At 72.4% G+C, this 21728-nt stretch carries 15 protein-coding genes; 5 read left to right on the forward strand and 10 right to left on the reverse strand.

From position 1 onward, the window contains the following. Window positions 1-6: 6 nt before the first annotated feature. Both QA802_RS14340 and QA802_RS14345 read left to right on the forward strand, forming a co-directional pair. Window positions 7-1740 (forward strand): ABC transporter ATP-binding protein, encoded by a 1734-nt coding sequence (locus QA802_RS14340; RefSeq protein ID WP_334522049.1) that lies wholly within the window; start codon window positions 7-9, stop codon window positions 1738-1740. Continuing rightward, window positions 1740-3668: an ABC transporter ATP-binding protein gene (locus tag QA802_RS14345; protein ID WP_334522052.1), complete on the forward strand. Its 1929-nt coding sequence runs from the start codon at window positions 1740-1742 to the stop codon at window positions 3666-3668. Before QA802_RS14340 ends, QA802_RS14345 begins: the two co-directional genes overlap by 1 nt. A 121-nt stretch (window positions 3669-3789) precedes the next feature. Here QA802_RS14345 and QA802_RS14350 read toward each other — a convergent pair whose 3' ends face one another. The 5 genes from QA802_RS14350 to QA802_RS14370 all read right to left on the reverse strand — a co-directional run bounded on the left by QA802_RS14350 (window position 3790) and on the right by QA802_RS14370 (window position 10844). Then, window positions 3790-5070 (reverse strand): RNA polymerase sigma factor, encoded by a 1281-nt coding sequence (locus QA802_RS14350; RefSeq protein ID WP_334534624.1) that lies wholly within the window; start codon window positions 5068-5070, stop codon window positions 3790-3792. Between the two features lie 137 nt (window positions 5071-5207). Further along, window positions 5208-7112 (reverse strand): DNA primase, encoded by a 1905-nt coding sequence (gene dnaG, locus QA802_RS14355; RefSeq protein ID WP_334522055.1) that lies wholly within the window; start codon window positions 7110-7112, stop codon window positions 5208-5210. Window positions 7113-7141: 29 nt separating this feature from the next. After that, on the reverse strand, window positions 7142-8407 hold the full coding sequence (locus QA802_RS14360) for an NAD(P)/FAD-dependent oxidoreductase (protein WP_334522058.1): 1266 nt from the start codon (window positions 8405-8407) through the stop codon (window positions 7142-7144). Between the two features lie 161 nt (window positions 8408-8568). Beyond that, window positions 8569-9852 (reverse strand): deoxyguanosinetriphosphate triphosphohydrolase, encoded by a 1284-nt coding sequence (locus QA802_RS14365; RefSeq protein ID WP_334522061.1) that lies wholly within the window; start codon window positions 9850-9852, stop codon window positions 8569-8571. Window positions 9853-10064: 212 nt separating this feature from the next. Continuing rightward, window positions 10065-10844, reverse strand: coding sequence for a sirohydrochlorin chelatase (locus tag QA802_RS14370; RefSeq protein WP_334522064.1), 780 nt, complete (start codon window positions 10842-10844; stop codon window positions 10065-10067). A gap of 179 nt (window positions 10845-11023) precedes the next feature. Here QA802_RS14370 and QA802_RS14375 point away from each other — a divergent pair, with 179 nt between their 5' ends. Then, window positions 11024-11701 (forward strand): SanA/YdcF family protein, encoded by a 678-nt coding sequence (locus tag QA802_RS14375; protein WP_334522067.1) that lies wholly within the window; start codon window positions 11024-11026, stop codon window positions 11699-11701. 65 nt (window positions 11702-11766) lie between these two features. Here QA802_RS14375 and QA802_RS14380 read toward each other — a convergent pair whose 3' ends face one another. The 3 genes from QA802_RS14380 to QA802_RS14390 form a co-directional block, all read right to left on the reverse strand. Further along, complete coding sequence (locus QA802_RS14380) at window positions 11767-12534, reverse strand: enoyl-CoA hydratase-related protein (RefSeq protein WP_334522069.1); 768 nt, start codon at window positions 12532-12534, stop codon at window positions 11767-11769. 57 nt (window positions 12535-12591) lie between these two features. Beyond that, the gene (locus QA802_RS14385) at window positions 12592-13797 is read right to left on the reverse strand and encodes an FNR domain-containing protein (RefSeq protein WP_334534626.1); all 1206 of its coding nucleotides are present in this window, start codon (window positions 13795-13797) and stop codon (window positions 12592-12594) included. A gap of 137 nt (window positions 13798-13934) precedes the next feature. Further along, window positions 13935-15455, reverse strand: a complete 1521-nt coding sequence (locus QA802_RS14390) for an amino acid adenylation domain-containing protein (protein ID WP_334522072.1) — start codon at window positions 15453-15455, stop codon at window positions 13935-13937. 524 nt (window positions 15456-15979) lie between these two features. Here QA802_RS14390 and QA802_RS14395 point away from each other — a divergent pair. Continuing rightward, window positions 15980-18070 (forward strand): molybdopterin oxidoreductase family protein, encoded by a 2091-nt coding sequence (locus QA802_RS14395; protein ID WP_334522075.1) that lies wholly within the window; start codon window positions 15980-15982, stop codon window positions 18068-18070. Window positions 18071-18156: 86 nt separating this feature from the next. Here the strand turns inward: QA802_RS14395 and QA802_RS14400 are convergent, their stop codons facing one another. After that, window positions 18157-18909: a TetR/AcrR family transcriptional regulator gene (locus QA802_RS14400; protein WP_334522078.1), complete on the reverse strand. Its 753-nt coding sequence runs from the start codon at window positions 18907-18909 to the stop codon at window positions 18157-18159. Window positions 18910-19114: 205 nt separating this feature from the next. Here QA802_RS14400 and QA802_RS14405 point away from each other — a divergent pair, with 205 nt between their 5' ends. Next, window positions 19115-20617, forward strand: coding sequence for an MFS transporter (locus QA802_RS14405; protein WP_334522081.1), 1503 nt, complete (start codon window positions 19115-19117; stop codon window positions 20615-20617). Window positions 20618-20744: 127 nt separating this feature from the next. Here the strand turns inward: QA802_RS14405 and QA802_RS14410 are convergent, their stop codons facing one another. Next, entirely contained in the window at window positions 20745-21458 is a 714-nt protein-coding gene (locus QA802_RS14410) for a DUF6215 domain-containing protein (protein ID WP_334522084.1), read from the reverse strand. Window positions 21459-21728 lie beyond the last annotated feature (270 nt).

Below are 21728 nucleotides of genomic sequence, written 5' to 3' on the forward strand. Positions count from 1 at the left end.
CGTAGCGTGCTCATACGACTTCTGCGGACCTATCTCAGGCCCTACAGGAAACCCATCGTCCTTCTGGTGCTGCTGCAGTTCCTGCAGACCTGCGCCACCCTCTACCTGCCCACCCTGAACGCGCACATCATCGACAACGGTGTCGTCGAGGGAGACACCGGCTACATCCTGACGTTCGGCGGCGTGATGATCGCCGTGTCGCTGGCGCAGGTCGTGTGCAACATCGGCGCCGTGTACTACGGCGCCAGAACCGCCTCCGCCCTCGGCCGGGACGTGCGGGCGGCCGTCTTCGACCGGGTGCAGTCCTTCTCCGCCCGGGAGGTCGGTCACTTCGGCGCGCCGTCGCTGATCACCCGGACGACCAACGACGTCCAGCAGGTCCAGATGCTGGCCCTGATGACGTTCACGCTGATGGTGTCGGCGCCCATCATGTGCGTGGGCGGCATCGTGCTGGCGCTCGGCCTGGACGTGCCGCTGTCCGCGGTGCTCGTCGCCGTCGTGCCGACCCTGGGCATCTGCGTGACGCTGATCGTGCGCCGGCTGCGGCCGCTGTTCCGGTCCATGCAGGAGAAGCTGGACACCGTGAACCGGGTGCTGCGCGAGCAGATCACCGGCAACCGGGTGATCCGCGCGTTCGTGCGGGACGAGTACGAACAGCAGCGGTTCCGGGAGGCCAACGCCGATCTCACCGGCATCTCGCTGAAGGCCGGCAACCTGCTGGCGCTGATGTTCCCGGTGGTCATGACCACGGTGAACCTGTCATCGATCGCGGTGGTCTGGTTCGGCGCGCACCGGATCGACAGCGGTGGGATGCAGATCGGCGACCTGACCGCGTTCCTCGCCTATCTCATGCAGATCGTCATGTCCGTGATGATGGCCACCTTCATGTTCATGATGGTGCCGCGTGCGGAGGTGTGCGCCGAGCGCATCCAGGAGGTGCTGGACACCTCGTCGTCCGTGGTTCCTCCGGTGGCTCCCGTCACCGAGCTGCGGCGGCACGGGCACCTGGAGATCCGGGGGGCCGGCTTCCGTTACCCCGGCGCCGAGGAGCCCGTCCTGAAGAGCGTCGAGCTGGTGGCCCGGCCCGGTGAGACGACGGCCGTGATCGGCTCGACCGGCAGCGGCAAGTCCACGCTCCTCGGGCTGGTGCCCCGGCTGTTCGACGCCACCGAGGGAGAGGTGCTGGTCGACGGGGTCGCCGTCGACGACGTCGAGCCGGTGCTGCTGGCGAAGACCGTCGGTCTGGTGCCGCAGAAGCCGTACCTGTTCGCGGGGACGGTCGCCAGCAACCTGCGCTACGGCAATCCGGACGCCACCGACGAGGAACTGTGGCACGCGCTGGAGGTGGCGCAGGCCAAGGACTTCGTCAGCAAGCTGGAGAACGGCCTCGACTCGCCCATCGCGCAGGGCGGCACGAACGTCTCCGGCGGTCAGCGGCAGCGGCTGGCGATCGCCCGCACGCTCGTGCAGCGGCCGGAGATCTACCTCTTCGACGACTCCTTCTCGGCCCTGGACTACGCCACCGACGCGGCGCTGCGGGCGGCGCTCGGGCGGGAGACCGCCGAGGCGACCGTGGTGATCGTCGCCCAGCGGGTGGCGACCATCCGCGACGCCGACCGGATCGTCGTCCTCGACGAGGGCCGTGTCGTCGGCACCGGCACCCACCGCGAGCTGATGGCGGACAACGAGACCTACCGGGAGATCGTGCTCTCCCAGCTCACGGAAGCGGAGGCAGCCTGATGGCCGGGCCCATGGGGCGCATGATGGCCGGCGCCGGTCCCGAGAACCGCTCGCTGGACTTCAAGGTGTCCGGCAGGCGGCTGCTCGCCCAGTTCAAACCGGAACGGCTGACGCTGTACGGGATGTTGTTGTGCGTCGTGCTCAGCGTCGGCCTCAACGTGGTCGGACCGAAGATCCTCGGCCGGGCCACCGACCTCGTCTTCGCGGGCATCGTCGGCCGGGAGATGCCGGCCGGGGCGACCAAGGAGCAGGTCCTCGACTCGATGCGGGAGCGCGGCGACAGCGGTGTCGCCGACATGCTCAGGAGCACCGACTTCACGCCCGGCAAAGGCATCGACTTCGGTGAGGTCGGGGAGGTCCTGCTGGTCGCGGTCGGGGTGTTCCTGGTCGCCGGGCTGCTGATGGCGGTCGCGACGCGCCTGGTCAACAAGACCGTCAACCGCACGATGTTCCGGATGCGCGAGGACGTGCAGACGAAGCTGTCGCGGCTGCCGCTGTCGTACTTCGACAAGCGGCAGCGCGGCGAGGTGCTGTCCCGCGCGACCAACGACATCGACAACATCGGGCAGACCCTCCAGCAGTCGATGGGGCAGCTCATCAACTCCCTGCTGACGATCATCGGCGTGCTGGCGATGATGTTCTGGGTGTCGTGGCTGCTGGCGCTGGTGGCCCTCGTCACCGTGCCGCTGTCGGCGGTCGTCGCGACCCGTGTGGGCAAGCGGTCGCAGCCGCACTTCGTGCAGCAGTGGCGCTCCACCGGCAAGCTCAACGCGCACATCGAGGAGATGTACACCGGTCACACGCTCGTGAAGGTGTTCGGCCGTCAGCAGCAGTCGGCCGAGCAGTTCGCCGAGCAGAACGACGCGCTGTACGAGGCCGGGTTCCGGGCGCAGTTCAACAGCGGGGTCATGCAGCCGCTGATGATGTTCGTGTCGAACCTCAACTACGTGCTGGTGGCGGTGGTCGGCGGACTGCGCGTCGCGTCGGGCTCGCTGTCCATCGGCGACGTGCAGGCCTTCATCCAGTACTCCCGCCAGTTCTCGATGCCGCTGACGCAGGTCGCGTCGATGGCGAACCTGGTGCAGTCGGGCGTCGCCTCGGCCGAGCGGGTCTTCGAGATCCTGGACGCGGAGGAGCAGGAGGCGGACCCGGTGGCCGCCGAGCGGCCCGAGGAGCTGCGGGGGCGGGTGGCGCTGGAGGGCGTCTCCTTCCGCTACGACCCGCAGAAGCCGCTGATCGAGAACCTGTCGCTGACGGTGGAGCCGGGCCACACGGTCGCCATCGTCGGTCCGACGGGCGCAGGCAAGACGACGCTGGTGAACCTGCTCATGCGGTTCTACGACGTCTCCGGCGGACGCATCACCCTCGACGGCGTCGACATAGCGCGGATGTCCCGTGACGAGCTGCGCGCCGGGATCGGCATGGTGCTCCAGGACACCTGGCTGTTCGGCGGCACCATCGCGGAGAACATCGCGTACGGCGCGTCGCGGGAGGTCACCCGGGGCGAGATCGAGGAAGCGGCGCGGGCCGCGCACGCCGACCGGTTCGTACGCACCCTGCCCGACGGCTACGACACCGTGATCGACGACGAGGGCAGCGGGGTCAGCGCGGGTGAGAAGCAGCTGATCACCATCGCGCGGGCGTTCCTGTCCGACCCGACGATCCTGGTACTCGACGAGGCCACCAGCTCCGTCGACACCCGCACCGAGGTGCTGATCCAGAAGGCGATGGCGAAGCTGGCGCACGGGCGCACCTCGTTCGTCATCGCGCACCGGCTGTCGACCATCCGGGACGCCGACACGATCCTGGTGATGGAGAACGGCTCGATCGTGGAGCAGGGCGCGCACAGCGACCTGCTGTCGGCGGACGGGGCCTACGCCCGGCTGTACAAGGCGCAGTTCGCGGAGGCGGTGGCGGAGGTCGACTGACCGGGAACGGACGGCCCTGCGCCATGCCGTGCCGTGCCTTGTGGGGCCGCTCGCAACGGGTGACTGCGAGCGGCCTCGCGCGGGCGGCGCCGGGGTCCGGCCCAGCGCGGTCGGCGCCGGGTCAGTCCAGGTAGCCCCTGAGCTGATCGGCGAAGGCGTGGTCGCGGAGCTTGTTGAGGGTCTTCGACTCGATCTGCCGTATCCGCTCGCGAGTCACGCCGAAGATGCGGCCGATCTCCTCCAGGGTGCGCGGCCGGCCGTCGGCCAGTCCGTACCGCAGTTGGACGACCTTCCGCTCACGTTCGCCGAGCGTGGAGAGCACGGCCTCCAGGTGTTCGCGCAGCAGCAGGAAGGCCGCCGACTCGACGGGGCTGGCCGCGTCGCCGTCCTCGATGAGGTCGCCGAGGGCGACGTCGTCCTCCTCGCCCACCGGGGCGTGCAGGGAGACCGGCTCCTGGGCCAGCCGCAGGACCTCGCCGACGCGCTCCGGCAGCAGGTCGAGCTGGGCGGCCACCTCCTCCGCGGTGGGCTCGTAGCCGCGTTCCTGGAGCATCCGGCGCTGGACGCGGACGACCCGGTTGATGAGCTCGACGACATGGACCGGGACGCGGATGGTGCGGGCCTGGTCGGCCAGCGCGCGGGACATGGCCTGCCGGATCCACCAGGTGGCGTACGTGGAGAACTTGTAGCCGCGGGCGTAGTCGAACTTCTCGACCGCCCGGATCAGGCCGAGGTTGCCCTCCTGGACGAGGTCGAGCATGGTGAGCCCGCGGCCGACGTATCGCTTGGCGACGGACACCACGAGCCGCAGGTTGGACTCGATGAGGCGGCGCTTGGCCATCCGGCCCATGACGACCAGCCGGTCGAGGTCGAGGGCGAGCTCACCGGCCAGGTCGTCCGCGCCGGCCAGCTTCTCCTCGGCGAACAGGCCCGCCTCCACGCGACGGGCCAGCTCCACCTCCTCGGCCGCGGTGAGCAGCGGGATGCGGCCGATCTCCCGCAGGTACTGGCGGAACAGGTCGGAGGAGGGGCCGGCGCCCTCGGTGGCGCGGGCGCGCGGCGGTGCCTCGACGGGGTCGGGTTCGGGGTGCTCCGCCAGTGCCTCGGGCGGCGGGTCCGCGGGCTCGGCATCGGCCTCGACGTCCGTTTCGGCGGCCGTTTCGACGTCCGTGTCTGAGGCCGTGTCTGCGGCGGTGTCTGCTGCCGTGCCGAGGTCGGTCCCGGCCGCGTCGGATCGCGTCTCCGGGCGGTGCGCGGCTCGGCTCTGCGGCGGGACCGCGACCAGGACGTCGGTCTCGGCGTCCGGTTCCGTGCCGTCGGGGGCGCTGCCGGCGGTGCTGTCGGTCGGGGTGAGGGTCCGGGACTGGGTCTGGGTCTGCACGGGGGCGACCTCCAGGATGATCGCTGCTGAGGTGAGCGGCGGTGGTACTGGGGGGGCCGCTCCGAGGACTCAGGCACCGGGACCCAGTGTGGCGTACGGCACAACCTCGCCACGAGGGGCGTGCGGTGACTTTTTGAGTCCGGCCCGTGACGTGCTGTTCAGAGGGCGTCGGGGCCGTGCACCTTCAGTGCCTGGTCGTACTGCTGGAGGACCCACAGCTCGTTCTTGGCGGCGGCCAGCTGCGCCGGGTCGCCGCCCGCCTCCAGCCGCTTGACGGTGATCTGGATCTCCTGGACGCGCCGCTCGACGGCACGACGGCGCACCTGCACCAGGACACTGCCCGCGTACACCTCGTCGACCGTGCGGCGCATGATCGGCTCGACCGCGAGTTCGGTGACCATCGCGCGGACCGCGTCGTCGGGGGCCATGTCACGGACACGGACCAGGTACTCCGAGCCGTCCTGGACGCCGAGCTCCGCGCCGCCCGCGTCGAGGACGGCCTGGCGGACGGCGGCGTAGGGCGCGGCGGTGAACTCGTCGGCGCCGTACGCGTCGAAGGCCGGGGAGACCAGCTCCGGGCGTTGCAGGGCGAGTTTGAGCAGCTCGCGTTCGGTCGCGTAGACGGGGTTGCGCAGGGTGAGGGCGGGGCCCGAGGCCTGGCGGGGGGAGGCCTCGTACTGCTGGGCGCCGCGGCCGGCCGGGGCCGGGGCCGGGCCCTTGCCTCCCCGGTCGCGGGCCCAACGGGCCAGCTGGGCGACCCGCTTGACGACGAACTGGGTGTCCAGGATGCCGAGCATGCCGGCGAGCTGGACGGCGACCTCGTGCTGGGCGCCGCTGTTCTTGATGCGGGCGACGATGGGCGCGGCCTCGTCGAGGGCGGCGGCGCGGCCCGCCGGGGTGTCGAGGTCGTAGCGGACGATGATCTGGCGGAGGGCGAACTCGAAGAGCGGGGTGCGGGGCTGGATCAGGTCGGCGACCGCCTCGTCGCCCTTGGCGAGGCGCAGGTCGCAGGGGTCCATGCCGTCGGGGGCGATGGCGATGTACGTCTCGGCCGCGAACTTCTGGTCGTCCTCGAAAGCGCGCAGGGCCGCCTTCTGGCCTGCCGCGTCACCGTCGAAGGTGAAGATCACGCGGGCGCTGCCGTTGTCCATCAGCAGCCGGCGCAGGATCTTGATGTGGTCGCCGCCGAAGGCCGTGCCGCAGGTCGCGATGGCGGTGGTGACACCGGCCAGATGGCAGGCCATGACGTCGGTGTAGCCCTCGACGACGACCGCGCGGCTGGACTTGGCGATGTCCTTCTTCGCGAGGTCGATGCCGTAGAGGACCTGAGACTTCCGGTAGATCGCCGTGTCCGGCGTGTTGAGGTACTTGGGCCCGTTGTCGGCCTCGTAGAGCTTGCGCGCGCCGAAGCCGACGACCTCGCCGCCGATGTCGCGGATGGGCCACATCAGACGGCCCCGGAAGCGGTCGATCGGTCCGCGGCGGCCCTCCTGGGCGAGCCCGGACAGGAGCAGTTCCTTGTCGGTGAAGCCCTTGCCGCGCAGGAAGCGGGTGAGGTGGTCCCAGCCCTGAGGGCTGTAGCCGACGCCGAAGTGGACGGCGGCGGCCTGGTCGAACCCGCGTTCGGCGAGGAAGAGCCGGCCGGTGTCGGCCTCGGGGCTGAGGGCGAGCTGTTCCGCGTACCAGTCGGCGGCGATCTTGTGGGCCTCGACCAGGCGGATGCGTTCGCCGCGCTGGTGGGAGGGGTTGTAGCCGCCCTCCTCGTACCGCAGGGTGATGCCCGCCTGGGCGGCGAGCCGCTCGACCGCCTCGGAGAAGGTGAGGTGGTCGACCTTCATCACGAACGTGATGGTGTCGCCGCCTTCCTGGCAGCCGAAGCAGTGGAAGAGCCCCTTGCTCGGGCTGACCTGGAAGGACGGCGACTTCTCGTCGTGGAACGGACACAGGCCCTTGAGGTTGCCGCCGCCCGCGCCGCGCAGCTGGAGGTACTCGGACACCACGGCGTCGATCGGGACCGCGTCCCGAACAGCCTTCACGTCCTCGTCGTTGATCCGTCCTGCCACGTGGTGATTCTACGGGGGCGCACCGACACTCACGGGAGGAGACCGTCCAGGGGGACGTGGGGGTCGGCCAGTGCCTCCGTGTCCACCGGGGTCCGGGCGGTGATCAGCTTCTGGATGGGCTCCGTGACGTCCCACACGTTCACGTTCATGCCGGCCAGCACCCTGCCCGACTTCACCCAGAACGCGATGAACTCGCGCTTGGCCGCGTCGCCACGGATCACGACCTCGTCGTACGAGCCGGGCGGCGCCCAGCCGCTGTACTCCATGCCCAGGTCGTACTGGTCGGAGAAGAAGTACGGCACACGGTCGTACGCGACGTCCTTGCCGAGCATCGCCCGGGCGGCCGCCGGCCCGCCGTTCAGGGCGTTCGCCCAGTGCTCGACGCGCAGCCGGGTGTCGAACAGGCCGTGCGGGAACGACGCGACGTCGCCGGCGGCGTAGATGTCGGGGTCCGAGGTGCGCAGCGTCGTGTCCACGGCGACGCCGCCGCCGTGGGCGCGGTCGGCCATCTCCAGGCCGGCCGCCTCGGCGAGGGCGGTGCGCGGGGCCGCGCCGATCGCCGCGAGGACGTCGTGCGCCGGGTGCTCCTGGCCGTCGTCGGTGCGGGCGGCGAGGACCATGCCGTCCTGCCCGACGATCTCGGTGAGCCGGGCGCCGAAGTGGAAGCGGACGCCGTGCTCGCGGTGCAGGTCGGCGAAGACGCTGCCGAGCTCGGGGCCGAGGACCCCGTACAGCGGCGTCGGCTCGGGTTCGACGACGGTGACCTCGGCGCCGTACTCGCGGGCCGCCGCCGCGATCTCCAGGCCGATCCAGCCGGCGCCGGCGATCACGATGTGGCCGTTGTCCCGGCCGAGGGCGGCGAGGACGCCCTTGAGGCGCTCGGCGTGCGCGAGCCGGCGCAGATGGTGCACGCCGGCCAGGTCGGTGCCGGGGATGTCCAGGCGGCGCGGCTCGGCGCCGGTGACCAGCAGCAGCTTGTCGTAGTGGACGAGGGTGCCGTCGTCGCCGAAGCGGACCGTCTTGGCGGTGCGGTCGATCGCGTCGACGGTCTGGCCGAGGTGCAGCTCGATGTCGTTCTGCGCGTACCAGGCGGGCTCGTGCACGAAGACCTTTTCGCGCGGCTCCTTGCCGAGCAGGTAGCCCTTGGAGAGCGGCGGCCGCTCGTAGGGGTGGTCGCGTTCGTCGCAGATCAGTATCACGCGGCCGGTGAAGCCCTCCGCTCGCAGCGTTTCGGCCGCCTTCGCGCCGGCCAGGCCTCCTCCGACGATGACGAATGTCTGATCCGCGTCGACCACGTGATGCCTCCTCGTTGAGCGTGCCGCCATATGCGAGCGTCCCGCACGCGGCGTGATGGGGGAAGGGGGACGTGCCCGATCACGGCACGCCGTGGCGCGTTGTCGGCCGTTTGGGCGCATCGGGCGGGCCTTGCAGGCCGCGTGGGCCGGGCCGCTCCCGGTCAGCGTCTGGTGCGTGCCGTCAGACGGCGGTGGAGCGAGCGGGCGGAGGCGTCGGTGAGGGACGCGATCTGGTCGACGACGACGCGTTTGCGGGCGCGGTCGTCGGCGGCCCGGTCGAACAGCGCGCGGAACTGGGGGTCGAGGCCGTCGGGGGCGCGGGCGGTGAGGGCCTCGGCGAGTTCGCCGATGACGACGCGCTGGTCGGCGCGCAGGCGTTCCTGCTCGGCGCGCTGCATGACGTACCGGTCGGCGACCGCCTTGAGGACCGCGCACTCCAGGCGCGTCTCGTGCGGGACGACGAGTTCGGCGCCGTAACGGGTGAGGCGGCCGGCGTGGTGCCGGGCGCGGGTGGCGCCCTCTGCGGCGAGGCAGAAGCGGCCGATGAGCTGGCTGGTGGCGTCCTTGAGGCGGGCCTGGGCGACCGCCGTGCCGTCGTAGCCGTGCGGCCACCACTCCTGGTCCTGGAGGCGGTCGAGGGCGGCTTCGAGCTCGGCCGGGTCGGTGCCCGCGGGCACGTAGCGGCCGACGGCGACCCGGAAGATCTCCTGGCGTTCCGGTTCGGCGTGCAGGCAGTTGGGGTCGATGTGGCCCGCGTGCAGGCCGTCCTCCACGTCGTGGACGGAGTACGCCACGTCGTCGGCCCAGTCCATGACCTGCGCCTCGAAGCACGTGCGCGTGCCGGGGGCGTCCTGGCGGACCCAGTCGAAGACGGGCCGGTCGTCGTCGTAGACGCCGAACTTGGGCGAGCCTGCGTCGGTGGGGTGGCCGCCCCTCGGCCAGGGGTACTTGGTGGCGGCGTCGAGGGCGGCCCGGGTGAGGTTGAGGCCCACGGAGCCCTCCTCGGTGAAACGCTTGGGCTCGATCCTGGTCAGCAGGCGCAGCGACTGGGCGTTGCCCTCGAAGCCGCCGCAGTCCTGCGCGAAGTCGTTGAGGGCCTGCTCGCCGTTGTGGCCGAAGGGCGGATGGCCGAGGTCGTGGGAGAGACAGGCCGCCTCGACCAGGTCCGGGTCGCAGCCGAGGGCCGCCCCCAGCTCCCGGCCGACCTGGGCGCACTCGAGGGAGTGCGTGAGGCGGGTGCGCGGCGTCGCGTCCCACTCCGGGCTGCGCTCACCCGGGGTGACCACCTGCGTCTTGGCCGCGAGCCTTCTGAGCGCCGACGAGTGCAGGACGCGCGCGCGGTCGCGTTGGAAGGCGGTACGGCCGGGGCGTTTGTCGGGCTCGGAAGCCCAGCGGGCGACTGACGTCGGGTCATAGGCGGTGTCGGGGTGTGCGGTGCCTTCCATGAATCGACAGTAAGCGGCAGGAGTGACAATCGGGGCGCTACTCGCCTGCGGGGTTCGGCGGCAGGCACGTTCGTGGCGTCCCCGGCGGGGCGCGTGCTCGCGTGGCGGGTTTCGTGGAGCGCGCGGCCGCGGCGGGTCACCCGCTCGCCCTCGGGTTCCGCCACGGGCGCGTTCGTGGCGTGCGTGGTGGGGCGTGTGCTTCCGCGCGCCCCTCAGGCGGCGTCGATCCGGCCGTCCGCCGCCAGGGCGCGGTCGTAGCGGTGCAGCAGGAGGCTCGCCATCAGGGGGTGGACGCCCAGCGGGGCCGCGGCGATCCACGGGGCCGCCTGCGCCGCCTCCGTCGCGAAGCGGCCGGGGGCCGTGAAGCAGGAGGCCACCGCGACCCGGTCGCGCCCTCGCGCCGCAAGCGCCCGCACTGCCGTCGCCACCGTCGGGACCGCCGTAGACGCGTAGGCGGGGACCACCGGCACGCCCAGCCGTTCGGCGAGCAGCCGTGCCGTGCGGCGCGTGTCGGTCGCCGCGTCGGGGTCGCGGGAGCCGGCCGCCGCCAGCACCACCGCGCTCGACCGGCGCTCCCGCTCGGTCGCCGCCGGGCGCCAACCGGCCTCGGTCAGGCGCGCGTGCAGGGTCTCCGCCAACAGCGGGTGCGGTCCCAGCGGTGCGGCCACGCGCGTGCGTACCCGGGCCCGCGCCGCCGTCTCGGGGATGTCGCGCCTGACGTGGTAGCCGCGAGCGAGGAGCAGCGGGACGAGGACGGCGTCCGTCGTGCCGCAGGCGTCCAGACCGGCCAGGGTGTCCGTGAGCAGGGGCTCGTTCAGCTCGATGTGCCCAAGGTGGACCGCCAGGCCGGGGCGCTCGGCGCGGATGACGTCCAGGAGCGCGCGGACGGTGCTCAGGGCGCGCGGGTCACGGCTGCCGTGGGCGACGACGACCAGCGCGGGCGGGCCGGGCCGCCGGCGGCCGTCGAGGTGGACGAGACGTGGCTGGCTCATGCACCCATCCTGCCCGGCCGAGATTGCACCCCCGTTGCCTGACCGTCACGACTGTTTTCCGGGGCTTCACCGCCGGAACGGGACGGGTGTGAGGCGCCGGACACACGCCGGGAGGGCGAACCGGATCACCGTCGGCCGCGTCTTCCCTGGTCGAAGGGGAGTCCGTCCGGAGGGATCACATGAACATCCGTCGACCGCGGCTGCCGCGCACCCGCGCCGGGCGGCGCCGGCTGGTGCAGGCCGTGATGGCCGGATGCGTGCTGGCGCTGCTGCCGTCCACCTGGCTGTACGTGTCCACGTCCGACCGGATCGGCACGACGGCACAGGCGCCGCGCCGCGAGGTCGCCGTGGTGTTCGGAGCGGGGCTGTGGGACGGCGAGCCGTCGCCGTACCTCGCGCACCGGCTGGACGCGGCGGCGAAGCTGTACCGGGCGGGCCGGATCGAGGTCGTCCTCGTCACCGGGGACAACAGCCGCAAGGACTACGACGAGCCCGACGCGATGCGCGCCTACCTGACGCGACACGGCGTGCCGGACCGACGGATCGTCAGCGACTACGCCGGGTTCGACACCTGGGACTCGTGTGTGCGCGCCAAGAAGATCTTCGGCGTCGACCGGGCCGTGCTGATCAGCCAGGACTTCCACATCCGGCGGGCGGTCGCGCTGTGCGAGGCGGCCGGCGTCGACTCCTACGGCGTCGGCGTCGCCGCCAAGCACGACGTCACCTGGTACTACGGGGGCGCCCGGGAGGTGCTGGCGGCCGGCAAGGCGGCCCTGGACGCGGGGTTCGAGCCGGATCCGCGGTTCCTCGGGCCGAAGGAGCAGGGGGTGACCCGGGCGTCGGCGGCGGCCAGGTGACGTGACGGGGGGGGCGGGTGGGCGGGGCGGAGGGGTGCGCCCCGGGCCCGCCGCGCGTGGGGGAGTCAGCGTCCGGTGAAGCGCGGCCGGCGCTTCTCCAGGAACGCGGCCATCCCCTCCTTCTGGTCCTCCGTCGCGAACAAGGCGTGGAAGACGCGGCGTTCGTAGCGGATGCCGTCCCGCAGACCGGTCTCCAGGGCCCGGTCCACGCACTCGCGGGCCGCCCGCACCGCCGCGCCCCCGTACGACGCGACGGCCGCCGCCGCCTCCCACGCCTCGGGCAGCACCCGGTCGTCGGGGACCACCCGGGAGACCAACCCCGCGCGTTCCGCCTCGAGGGCGTCCATCGTGCGGCCGGTGAGGACCAGGTCCATCGCCTTGGCGCGGCCCACCAGACGGGTCAGGCGCTGGGTGCCGCCGATGCCCGGGATCACCCCCAGTTTGATCTCCGGCTGTCCGAAGACCGCCGACTCCCCCGCGATCACCAGGTCGCACATCATCGCCAGTTCGCAGCCGCCGCCGAGGGCGACGCCGTTCACCGCGGCGATCCGCGGGGTGCGCAGGTCCGCGAAGTCCTCCCAGGCGGAGAAGTAGTCCTCGCGCGCCATCTCCACGGCCGACTTCCCCGCCATCTCCCTGATGTCGGCGCCGGCCGCGAAGGCCCGCTCGGAACCGGTGACGACGACGCATCCGACGGAGTCGTCTTCGTCCAACGGGCGTAGGACGTCCAGGAGTTCGGCCAGCAGCGCGGCGTTCAGCGCGTTGAGGACGTGCGGTCGGTGCAGACGGACCGTCACGACCCCGCCCGCGCGTTCCAGTTTCAGGTTGTCCATCGTGTCGCCTTCCCTTCCCTTCGCCGTTCGGGCTCTTGTCCGGGCTCTTGTCCGGGCTCACGAGTCCCAGATCGCGCCGTATGCCGGAATCCCGCGCTGTTCCAGTCCGTGCACCACCTGCCAGGTCAGCTTCTTGTTGGAGATGCAGATCACCGCCTCCGCCCCGAAGTCCCGGTAGGCGGCGTAGGCGAGCGCCACCATGTCGGGCTTGCCGCTCCGGGAGGTGTCATGGACGACGGCGTGGGGCTGGGCGGCGAGGATCTCCTCGACGAGGGCGTCGCCGTAGGTGGCCCGCGGATCGCGGGTCGCCCAGACCAGCCGGGACGGCACCTCGGCGGCCAGCAGATGCGGCAGGCAGGGGCCGATGCCGCTGCCGGTCGCCACGTACACCACCTTCGTGAACAGGACCTCGATGTTGGCGACCCCCGCGGTGGTGATGCCCTTCGTCCAAACCCTCGGGGGCAGGTCGTCGATGAAGGCGCCGGTCCAGTCGCCCGCCCGCGAGACGGTGAGGCGGAAACCGGGCTCCCCGGGGGCCGGGACGTTGGCGAAGGAGTGCCACTCCTTCAGCGGGCTGCGGCTGATCGCGGTCGAGGAGCCGGCGAAGGGCGTCACACCGTGGTCGAAGCGCGCCAACACCACATGGCGGGAGGGGCGTTCGAGGCGCACGTCCACCTTGCGCAGTCGCAGCCAGGGCAGCGCGACGCTGAAGGTGACCAGCGCCAGCACGGACACCGGCCCGGGACCGGGGGCCGCCATCAGGGTGTGGATCCAGAAGAGGGCGAGGGCGCCCCAGCCGCCGAAACGGTGGATCTTCTCGAAGTGGTCGTGGTTACGGGAACGGAAGGGCGGCAGGGCGGTTGCGACGATCACGGCGAGCAGCGCCACCAGGGTCCAGCCGACGACCCGCAGCGAGCCGTCGGTCGTCCGGAGCGTCAGCGCCAGGAACCAGGCAGCCCCCGCCAGCGCTCCGCCCACGTGCAGTCCGCCGAAGTGGTACACCTTGCCCAGCGTCCAGCGCAGCCGCAGCGGCCAGTGCGTCGGGGCCGAAGTCGCCAGCCGGAACAGCAGGTTGATGACGTACTGCTGGCGGACGAGGACGGCCAGGGCGAGGTTGGCGAGGGACGCGTGCGCCACGGCTTCCGCGGACAGGGGCCGACTGCCGTACGCGTAGGCCAGGTTGACCAGCAGCACCAGTGCCGCGAGGCGGTTGTGGTGCATCAGACGCGGGTGCTTGAACATGCGGCGGGGCGCGGGGAGCAGCGGGGGGAGCTCGACGGACCGACGGTCCGGGGACGGCGAGGAGGAGGGGGAAGGAGAGGCGGAGGTGGAGGGAGAGGTTGAGGGTGCGGGACGCGCGGGCGGGGACGCCGGCGGGGGCGGGGAGGAGGAGGACGTCGTCATCGGGCGGGCACCGCCGTCCGCTCCCGGACCAGTTCCAGCAGCGCCGCCTTGTCGATCTTTCCGCGATCGGTCTCCGGCAGTGAAGTCATGGGCATGACGTCTTCGGGCACGCAGTAGTACGGCAGCGCGTCCGCCACCGCGCGGCGGGCCGCTTCGGGATCCACGTCGGCCGGGCAGACGAAGGAGACCAGGCTGCGGGCGTCGCGCCGAAGGGTCACCGCGCGGGCGCAGCCCGGAACGCCCTCGAGGACCGACGACACGGAGTCCAGCTCGACGCGGAACCCGCGCACCTTGACCTGGTCGTCGGTACGGCCGAGATGTTCGAGTTCGCCGTCGGCGGTCCAGCGGCCGAGGTCCCGGGTGCGGAACATCCGGCGTCCCCTGCCGAGGAAGGGGTCGGGGGCGTAGCGCTCGGCGTTCAGCTCGTCGTTGCCGAGGTAGCCGGCCGAGACGCAGTCGCCGCCGGCCCACATCTCGCCGACCTCGCCGATGGGCAGAGCGCGGAGGTCGGCGTCGAGGATGTACACGGTGTTGTTCGGGGTGGGACGGCCGATGGTGAGCAGCGGGGCGGCCGGGGTGTGGCGGCTCATCGTGTTCACGATGGTCGTCTCGGTGGGGCCGCAGCAGTTGTGGAAGGCCGCCCGGGCCGCCCAGGCGTCGGCGAGCGGGCGGGGGCAGGGCTCGCCGGCGACGGCCACCGTGCGCACCCGGGGGCAGGCCGCCGGGTCGATGCCCGCGAGCACCGTCGGGGTGGCGACGAGGACGGTGGCGGTGCGGGCGGCCGCCGCGATGTCCTTGTCGCGGACGACGAGGGTGGCGCCGTGGGTGAGGCAGCCGAGGATCTCCCAGGCGGCCATGTCGAAGGCGATGTTGAGGAGTTGGGCCACCCGGTCGCCCGGGCGGATGCCGAGGCCGCCGGGTTCGGTGCGCAGGAGGTTGGCGACGTTGCGGTGGGTGACCTTCACGCCGTTGGGACAGCCGGTGGTGCCGGAGGTGAACAGGACGTAACAGCCGGCGTCGGGGTCGATGCGGGGGCGGGGCGCGCGGGCGCGCGGAAGGGGTTCGTCGAGAGCGAGGACGCGTGGGCCGTGCGGGATCCGGGCGGCGTGCGCGCGCTGGGTGAGCACGACGCGGGTGCCTGCGGCCCGGACGACGTGGGCGAGCTGGGCGGGGGGTGCGAGGCCGACGTCCTGGGGGACGTAGGCCGCGCCGGCCTTCAGGATGCCGAGCATGCCGACGAGCATCGGCAGCGAGCGGCGGACGAAGAGGCCGACGTGGTCGCCGGGGCGGACGCCTTCGTGGAGCACCAGCCGGGCGGCGAGGGCGTCGGCGTACCGGTCGAGTTCGCCGTAGGTGAGGGTCGCGCCCCGGTGTTCGCCGGCGACGGCGTGCGGGGTGACGGCGGCGTGCCGCTCGACGGCGCGGTGGACCAGCGGGTCCGGGACGTCGACGGCGGGGCCGCGGCCGTAGCGCCAGAAAAGATCCTGGTCACGGGGGGCGAGATGGCGCAGAGGCATGGTGGGGTGACCTCCAGGCTGCTTCGGGATGCAGGTGATGCAGGTGACATGGCCGGCGGTGACGGCTCGCCCGGATGCGAACGCGGTGCGGGGGCGTACGCGGTGCGGGTCGTGCGCCGTGCGGTCTGACGCCGTGCGGAGTCGTGCGCCGTGCGGGGGTGGTACGCCGTACGGGGGTGGTACGCCGTACGGGGGTGATGTGCCGTGCAGAGGTGGAGCGCCGCGCAGTGGTGGTGCGGAGTCGTGCACCGCGCGCAGTGGTGCGCCGCGCGGAGTCGTGCGCGCACTCGACTGTAACGGCGGCTTTTCAAGCTTCAAGCATGCGCAACCGGACATCCACTGCACGGAATGAGTCACTTGTGGCGTCTTCGTCCACAGGGGCAACGTTCGTGCGGGTCGGCGACGACTCAAGGGCGGATCGTCGTGTGCCTCACTCCGGGACCCGGCACTCGGGGAGGGTGCCAGCACACCGCCGTAACAGGAGGCCGCACGGCGTGTAACACGGGCGACGCACGCTGGGGGGCATGCTGACCGCCTCGACGCCGACCCACTGCCCGTACTGCGCCCTGCAGTGCGGGATGGCCCTGTCGCCTCTGCCCACGGGGGGCGTCGAGGTGGTCGAGCGCGCCGACTTCCCGGTGAACCGGGGAGCGCTGTGCGGCAAGGGGCGCACGGCGGCGGCGGTGCTGGCCCCGGGCGTCCGGCTGACCTCGCCGCTCGTACGGTCCGGCGGCTCGCTCGTGCCCGCCTCCTGGGACGAGGCGCTGGACCGGATCGCCGGGGAGCTGGACCGGGTGCGGACCGCGCACGGGGCCGACGCGCTCGGCGTGTTCGGCGGCGGCGGGCTCACCAACGAGAAGGCGTACGCACTCGGCAAGTTCGCCCGGGTGGTGCTCGGCACCTCGCAGATCGACTACAACGGCCGGTTCTGCATGTCGTCCGCGGCGGCGGCCGGTATGAAGGCGTTCGGACTCGACCGGGGGCTGCCCTTCCCCTTGGAGGACATCCCGCGCACGGGCTGTGTGATCCTGGTCGGCTCCAACCTCGCCGAGACCATGCCTCCCGTCCTGCGGTTCTTCAGTGAACTGCGGGAGAACGGCGGCACGCTGATCGTCATCGATCCGCGCCGCACCAGGACCGCCGAGCAGGCCGACCTGCACCTCGCGCCCCGGCCGGGGACGGATCTCGCGCTGGCGCTCGGCCTGCTGCACCTGATCGTCGCCGAGGGGCGGGTCGACGAGGAGTACGTGCGCGAGCGCACCGTCGGCTGGGAGGACACCCGGGCGGCCGCCATGGCCCACTGGCCGGAGTACGTGGAACGGATCACGGGGGTGTCCGTTCCACAACTCCGGGAAACAGTGCGACTGTTCTGCGAGCCCGAGGCGGCGATGGTGCTCACCGCGCGCGGACCCGAGCAGCAGTCCAAGGGCACCGACACGGTCAGCGCGTGGATCAACCTGTGCCTGGCGACGGGCCGGGCGGGACGGCCGCTCAGCGGCTACGGCTGCCTCACCGGGCAGGGCAACGGCCAGGGCGGGCGCGAGCACGGCCAGAAGGCCGACCAACTGCCCGGCTACCGCAAGCTGGACGACCCGGCGGCCCGACGGCACGTGGCCGAGGTGTGGGGCGTGGACCCCGACTCGCTGCCCGGCCCCGGTCGCAGCGCGTACGAGCTGCTGGACGCGCTGGGGTCCGACGTACGGTCGCTGCTGCTGATGGGGTCGAACCCGGTGGTGTCCGCGCCGCGCGCCGCGCACATCGAGGATCGCCTGAAGTCCCTCGACTTCCTCGCCGTCTGCGACGTCGTCCTCTCCGAGACGGCGGCCCTCGCCGACGTCGTCCTGCCCGTCGCCCAGTGGGCGGAGGAGACGGGGACGACGACCAGCCTGGAGGGCAGGGTGCTGCTGCGCCGGCAGGCGGTCACCGCCCCGGAGGGCGTGCGCAGCGACCTTTCGGTGCTGCACGAGCTGGCGGCGCGGCTGGGCGTCGAGAAGGGCTTCCCCGTCGAGCCCGAGGAGGTCTTCGAGGAGCTGCGGCGGGCCAGCGCGGGCGGGATCGCCGACTACTCCGGGATCAGCTACGAGCGGCTGGCGGAGGAGGACGGAGTGTTCTGGCCCTGCCCGGCCGGCCAGGACGACCGCCCGGCGCCCGGCACGCCCCGACTGTTCCTCGACCGGTTCGCCACCGAGGACGGCCGGGCCCGGTTCACGCCCGTCTCGCACCGGCCGAGCGCGGAGGAACCGGACGACGACTACCCCGTGCTGCTCACCACCGGGCGAGTGGTCTCGCAGTACCAGTCCGGCGCCCAGACCCGGCGCGTCGCCGAGCTGAACGCCGCCGCGCCCGGCCCGTTCGTGGAGCTGCACCCCCGTCTGGCGGCGCGGCTCGGGGCAGCCGAGGGCGATGCGCTGGCGGTCGTGTCCCGGCGGGGACGGGCGGTGGCGCCGGCCCGGATCACCACGGGCATCCGCCCGGACACCGTTTTCATGCCGTTCCACTGGCCGGGCGCGGGCCGGGCCAACACCCTGACCAACCCGGCCCTGGACCCGACCTCGCGAATGCCGGAGTTCAAGGTGTGCGCGGTCCGGGTGGAACTCGCGGGACCGTCCGCCTAGGAAACGCCTGCTCCCACTCGCCGGCCACCTGTTCCGGACTCCGACGACCCAGAACCCGGCGGCCCGGAAGCCGGCGGCCCGGAGCCCTACTCCGGCAGGCGCAGGGCCAGGCCGTCCAGCACGACGTCCAGGCCGTAGGCGAACTTGCTCTCGCGCAGTGCCACCGGGTCGGCCGACTCGGCGGCGCTCGCGGCGTACTCGGCGGCCAGGTGGGCGTAGGGGGCGGCGGCCTGCTGGGCCGCGGGCATCAGGCGGGCGACGAAGTCCGCCTCGCTCTCGCCGGAACGGGCGACCGTGGTGAGCCAGGCCGCCTCGGTGGTGCTCACGCCGATCACGTAGCTCAGCACGGGCTCGATGACGCGCCCCGGTTCGGCGAACCCGGCGGCCGTGAACAGCGCGGCCAGCCGTTCGGAGAAGGCCATCAGGTTGGGGCCGAGGTAGGCGAGGCCCGCCTGGCCGAGGACCGAGGCGAGCCAGGGGTGCCGCAGCGCGGTCGCGCGGAAGGAGCCCGCGGCCCCGGCGACGGCGGCGCGCCAGTCGGGGCCGTGGAGCCCGCCGAGCCCCTCGGCCGACGGGACGTGGATCTCGGCGGCGACCTCGTCCACGGCCAGCTCCATCAGCTCGTCCTTGGTGGCGACGTGCCGGTAGAGGGAGGTCGCGCCCGCGTTCAGCCGGGCGCCCAGCTTGCGCATGCTCAGCGCCTCGATGCCGTCGGCGTCCAGCATGGCGACGGCCTCCCGGACGATCGCGTCCCGGCTGAGCGCGGGCTGGTCGGGCTCGCGGCGCCCGCGGGCCCACACGGAGGGGACGGGGCGGGGGTTCTTCGTCTCGGCGGCCACGGCTCTGCTCCCAAGGGGGTCGACTGACGGCAGGCGAACATCGTACGCGTCCAGCGTACAGAGTCCCCTCCTTGCGCACACCGTTCCATCATGCGTACAGTGTGCGGAACACCGTACGCAGACACCGCACTACGGCCGTACGCCGCACCCGGAACAGTGTGCGCATCACGAGAACACCGTGCGCACGACGAGAGGACAGGACGTCATGGAAACCCGTAGTCCCCGCCGCTGGTGGATCCTGGTCGTGCTGTGCCTGAGCACGCTGGTCCTGACGATCGACAGCATGGCGCTGACCGTCGCGGTGCCCTCGATGACCGAGGACATCGGTGCGAGCGCCCAGGACACCCAGTGGATCCTCGACTCCTACATCCTGGTCTTCGCCGGCCTGCTGTTGACCTCGGGAAGCCTCGGTGACCGTTTCGGCCGCCGGCGGGTGATGCTGATCGGCCTGACGCTGTTCGGGGCGGCCTCACTGGCCGCCACGTTCTGCACCGACCCCGGCGAGGTGATCGCCGTACGCACCGCGATGGGCGTCGGCGGGGCGCTGATCATGCCGTCCACGCTGTCCATCCTCATCACCGTCTTCGACGAGGAGGAGCGCGGCAGGGCGATGGCGGCGTGGGGCTCGGTGTCCATGCTGGGCCTGGTGGGCAGCCCGGTCCTGGGCGGCGTCCTCATCGACCACTTCTCCTGGCACTCGATCTTCCTGATCAACGTCCCGGTCGTCGTGCTCGCCGTCGTCGCCGCCGTGACCCTGATGCCGGAGTCCAGGGCGCCCTGGCAGAAGCCCGACCCGCTCGGCGCGGTGCTCTCCGCGGTCGGCATGACCGCCCTCGTCTGGTGGATCATCGAGCTTCCGCTGCACGGCGCGTTCGGCGGGCGCTCTACCCTCAGCCTCGCGGTCGCCGTCCTCGGCCTGGCCGGGTTCGTGGTCTGGGAGCACGTCACCCCCTCGCCGATGGTCCCGCTGGTCCTCTTCAAGCACCGCGACTTCAGCGGCGGTTCGCTCTCGCTGGCCCTGGTGCAGATCGGCAACGGCGGTCTGCTGCTGGTCCTCACCCAGTACCTGCAGTTCGTCCTCGGCTACTCCCCCGTCCGCGCCGGTCTCGCCTTCCTGCCGTTCGCCCTCGCGGCGCTGGCGGGCAACGGGGCGGGCATGCACCTGGCCGGGAGGATCGGCAACCGGTTCGTCGTCCTGGCCGGGATGGTCGTGATGGCCGCCTCCTTCGCGCTCCTCGCCACGGTCGGCGCGGACTCCGGCTTCACCGTCCCCGCCGTGGCCCTGGGACTGCTCGGACTCGGCGCCGGACTCGCGATGCCCGCCGCCGTCGCCGCGCTGATGGGCACCATCCCGGCGGACCAGGCGGGTGTCGGCTCGGCCCTGAACGACACCGTCCAGCAGGCCGGCACCGCACTCGGCATCGCGATCCTCGGCTCCCTGCTGACCAGCGGCTTCGCCGCCGGTATGCCGGCCGACGCCCCCGAGGCGGCCCGGCAGTCGATCGGCGGGGCGCTGGCGGCGGCCGACGGCGACCGCACTCTGGTCCGGGCGGCCCGGGAGGCCTTCACCGCCTCGATGACGACGACCTTCACGATCAGTGCGATCGGTGTCCTGGCGGCGGCCGTCCTGGCGGCCCTGGTCATGCGCGGCACCCCGCGGCAGCCGGTCGCCGAGACGCGCGCGGAGGAACCGCAGCCGGTCGCCTGACCGTCACGGCTCCCGCACCGCGAAGGCCGGCGCCCCACGAGGAGGCGCCGGCCTTCGGCGTGCGGCGACGCCGGACGGCAGGTCAGCGCACGGCAGGTCAGCGCATGGCAGGTCAGCGGGCGGCAGGTCAGCGGGCGGTGGTCCAGCCCGGGATCGTGGGTAGGACCTGCTGGGCGATGCGCAACAGCGCCGTGTCGTCCGGACGCGCGTTGTCCTGGCGCCAGATGGAAAGCTCGTAGGAGCCGCCGTTGTCCTTGACGTCCGGGGCGACGACCAGGGTGCGGGCGATGCCGCCGGGTGCGGACTGCGACTTGCCGCCGCCCAGGTCGAATTGGATGGCGATCGTCGGGCTCGAGTAGAGCACCGCCGGGTGGCCCGCGACCGTCTTCGTCTGCGCCTCGTTCAGCAGGTCCTGCATCCCGGCGATCGGGAAGTCGTCGTAGGACCGCGACAACTTCACCGTGTAGGTGTCCAGTTGGACGGTCCCCTCGGGGGACGGGATCTTCTTCCCGCCCGTCTCGACCGAGCCGTCACTGCCGTAGGCGGTCCGCGCGTGTTCCGTCGGCGTGCCGAGGAGCGTCGGCAGGTCCGTGCGGTTGAGCGCCGTGCACAACTGCGTCCCGGACACGCGCTTCGCCGCCTTCGCGGCCTGGCCGGCCTTCTCGTCCTCGTCGTCGACCCTGCACGTGGCCGGCTTGTCGGCGGCCTCCGCGGCGGCCTTCGCGTCGTTCTGCTGGATGACGTACAGCGCGCCCCCCAGCGCCCCGACCACCACCAGCGCCGCGATGGCCTGAGCCCACGCGTTCGGGCCCTTCTCGGCCGCGGCGACTTCCTCGGTCATGTCCCCCACTGTCCCCACTGTTCCCATTACCCCCGGTACCCCCTGCTCGCGCGGGTTGCGCGCGCAGGGAGCGTAGCGGGTGATCAGGCCACGGGAAAGCGTGATCGCGCCGCGGCCCGCCCCGGGGGTCTTCGGGGCGGGCCGCGGCGTCGGGGAGCGGCGTCGGGGAGCGGCGTCGGGGAGCGGCGTCGGGGAGCGGCGTCGGGGAGCGGCGTCGGGGAGCGGTGGAGGTCAGTTCACGTTTACGGCGCTCCAGGCCGCCGCCACCGC

This window comes from Streptomyces sp. B21-105 (assembly GCF_036898465.1).
Classification (GTDB): domain Bacteria; phylum Actinomycetota; class Actinomycetes; order Streptomycetales; family Streptomycetaceae; genus Streptomyces.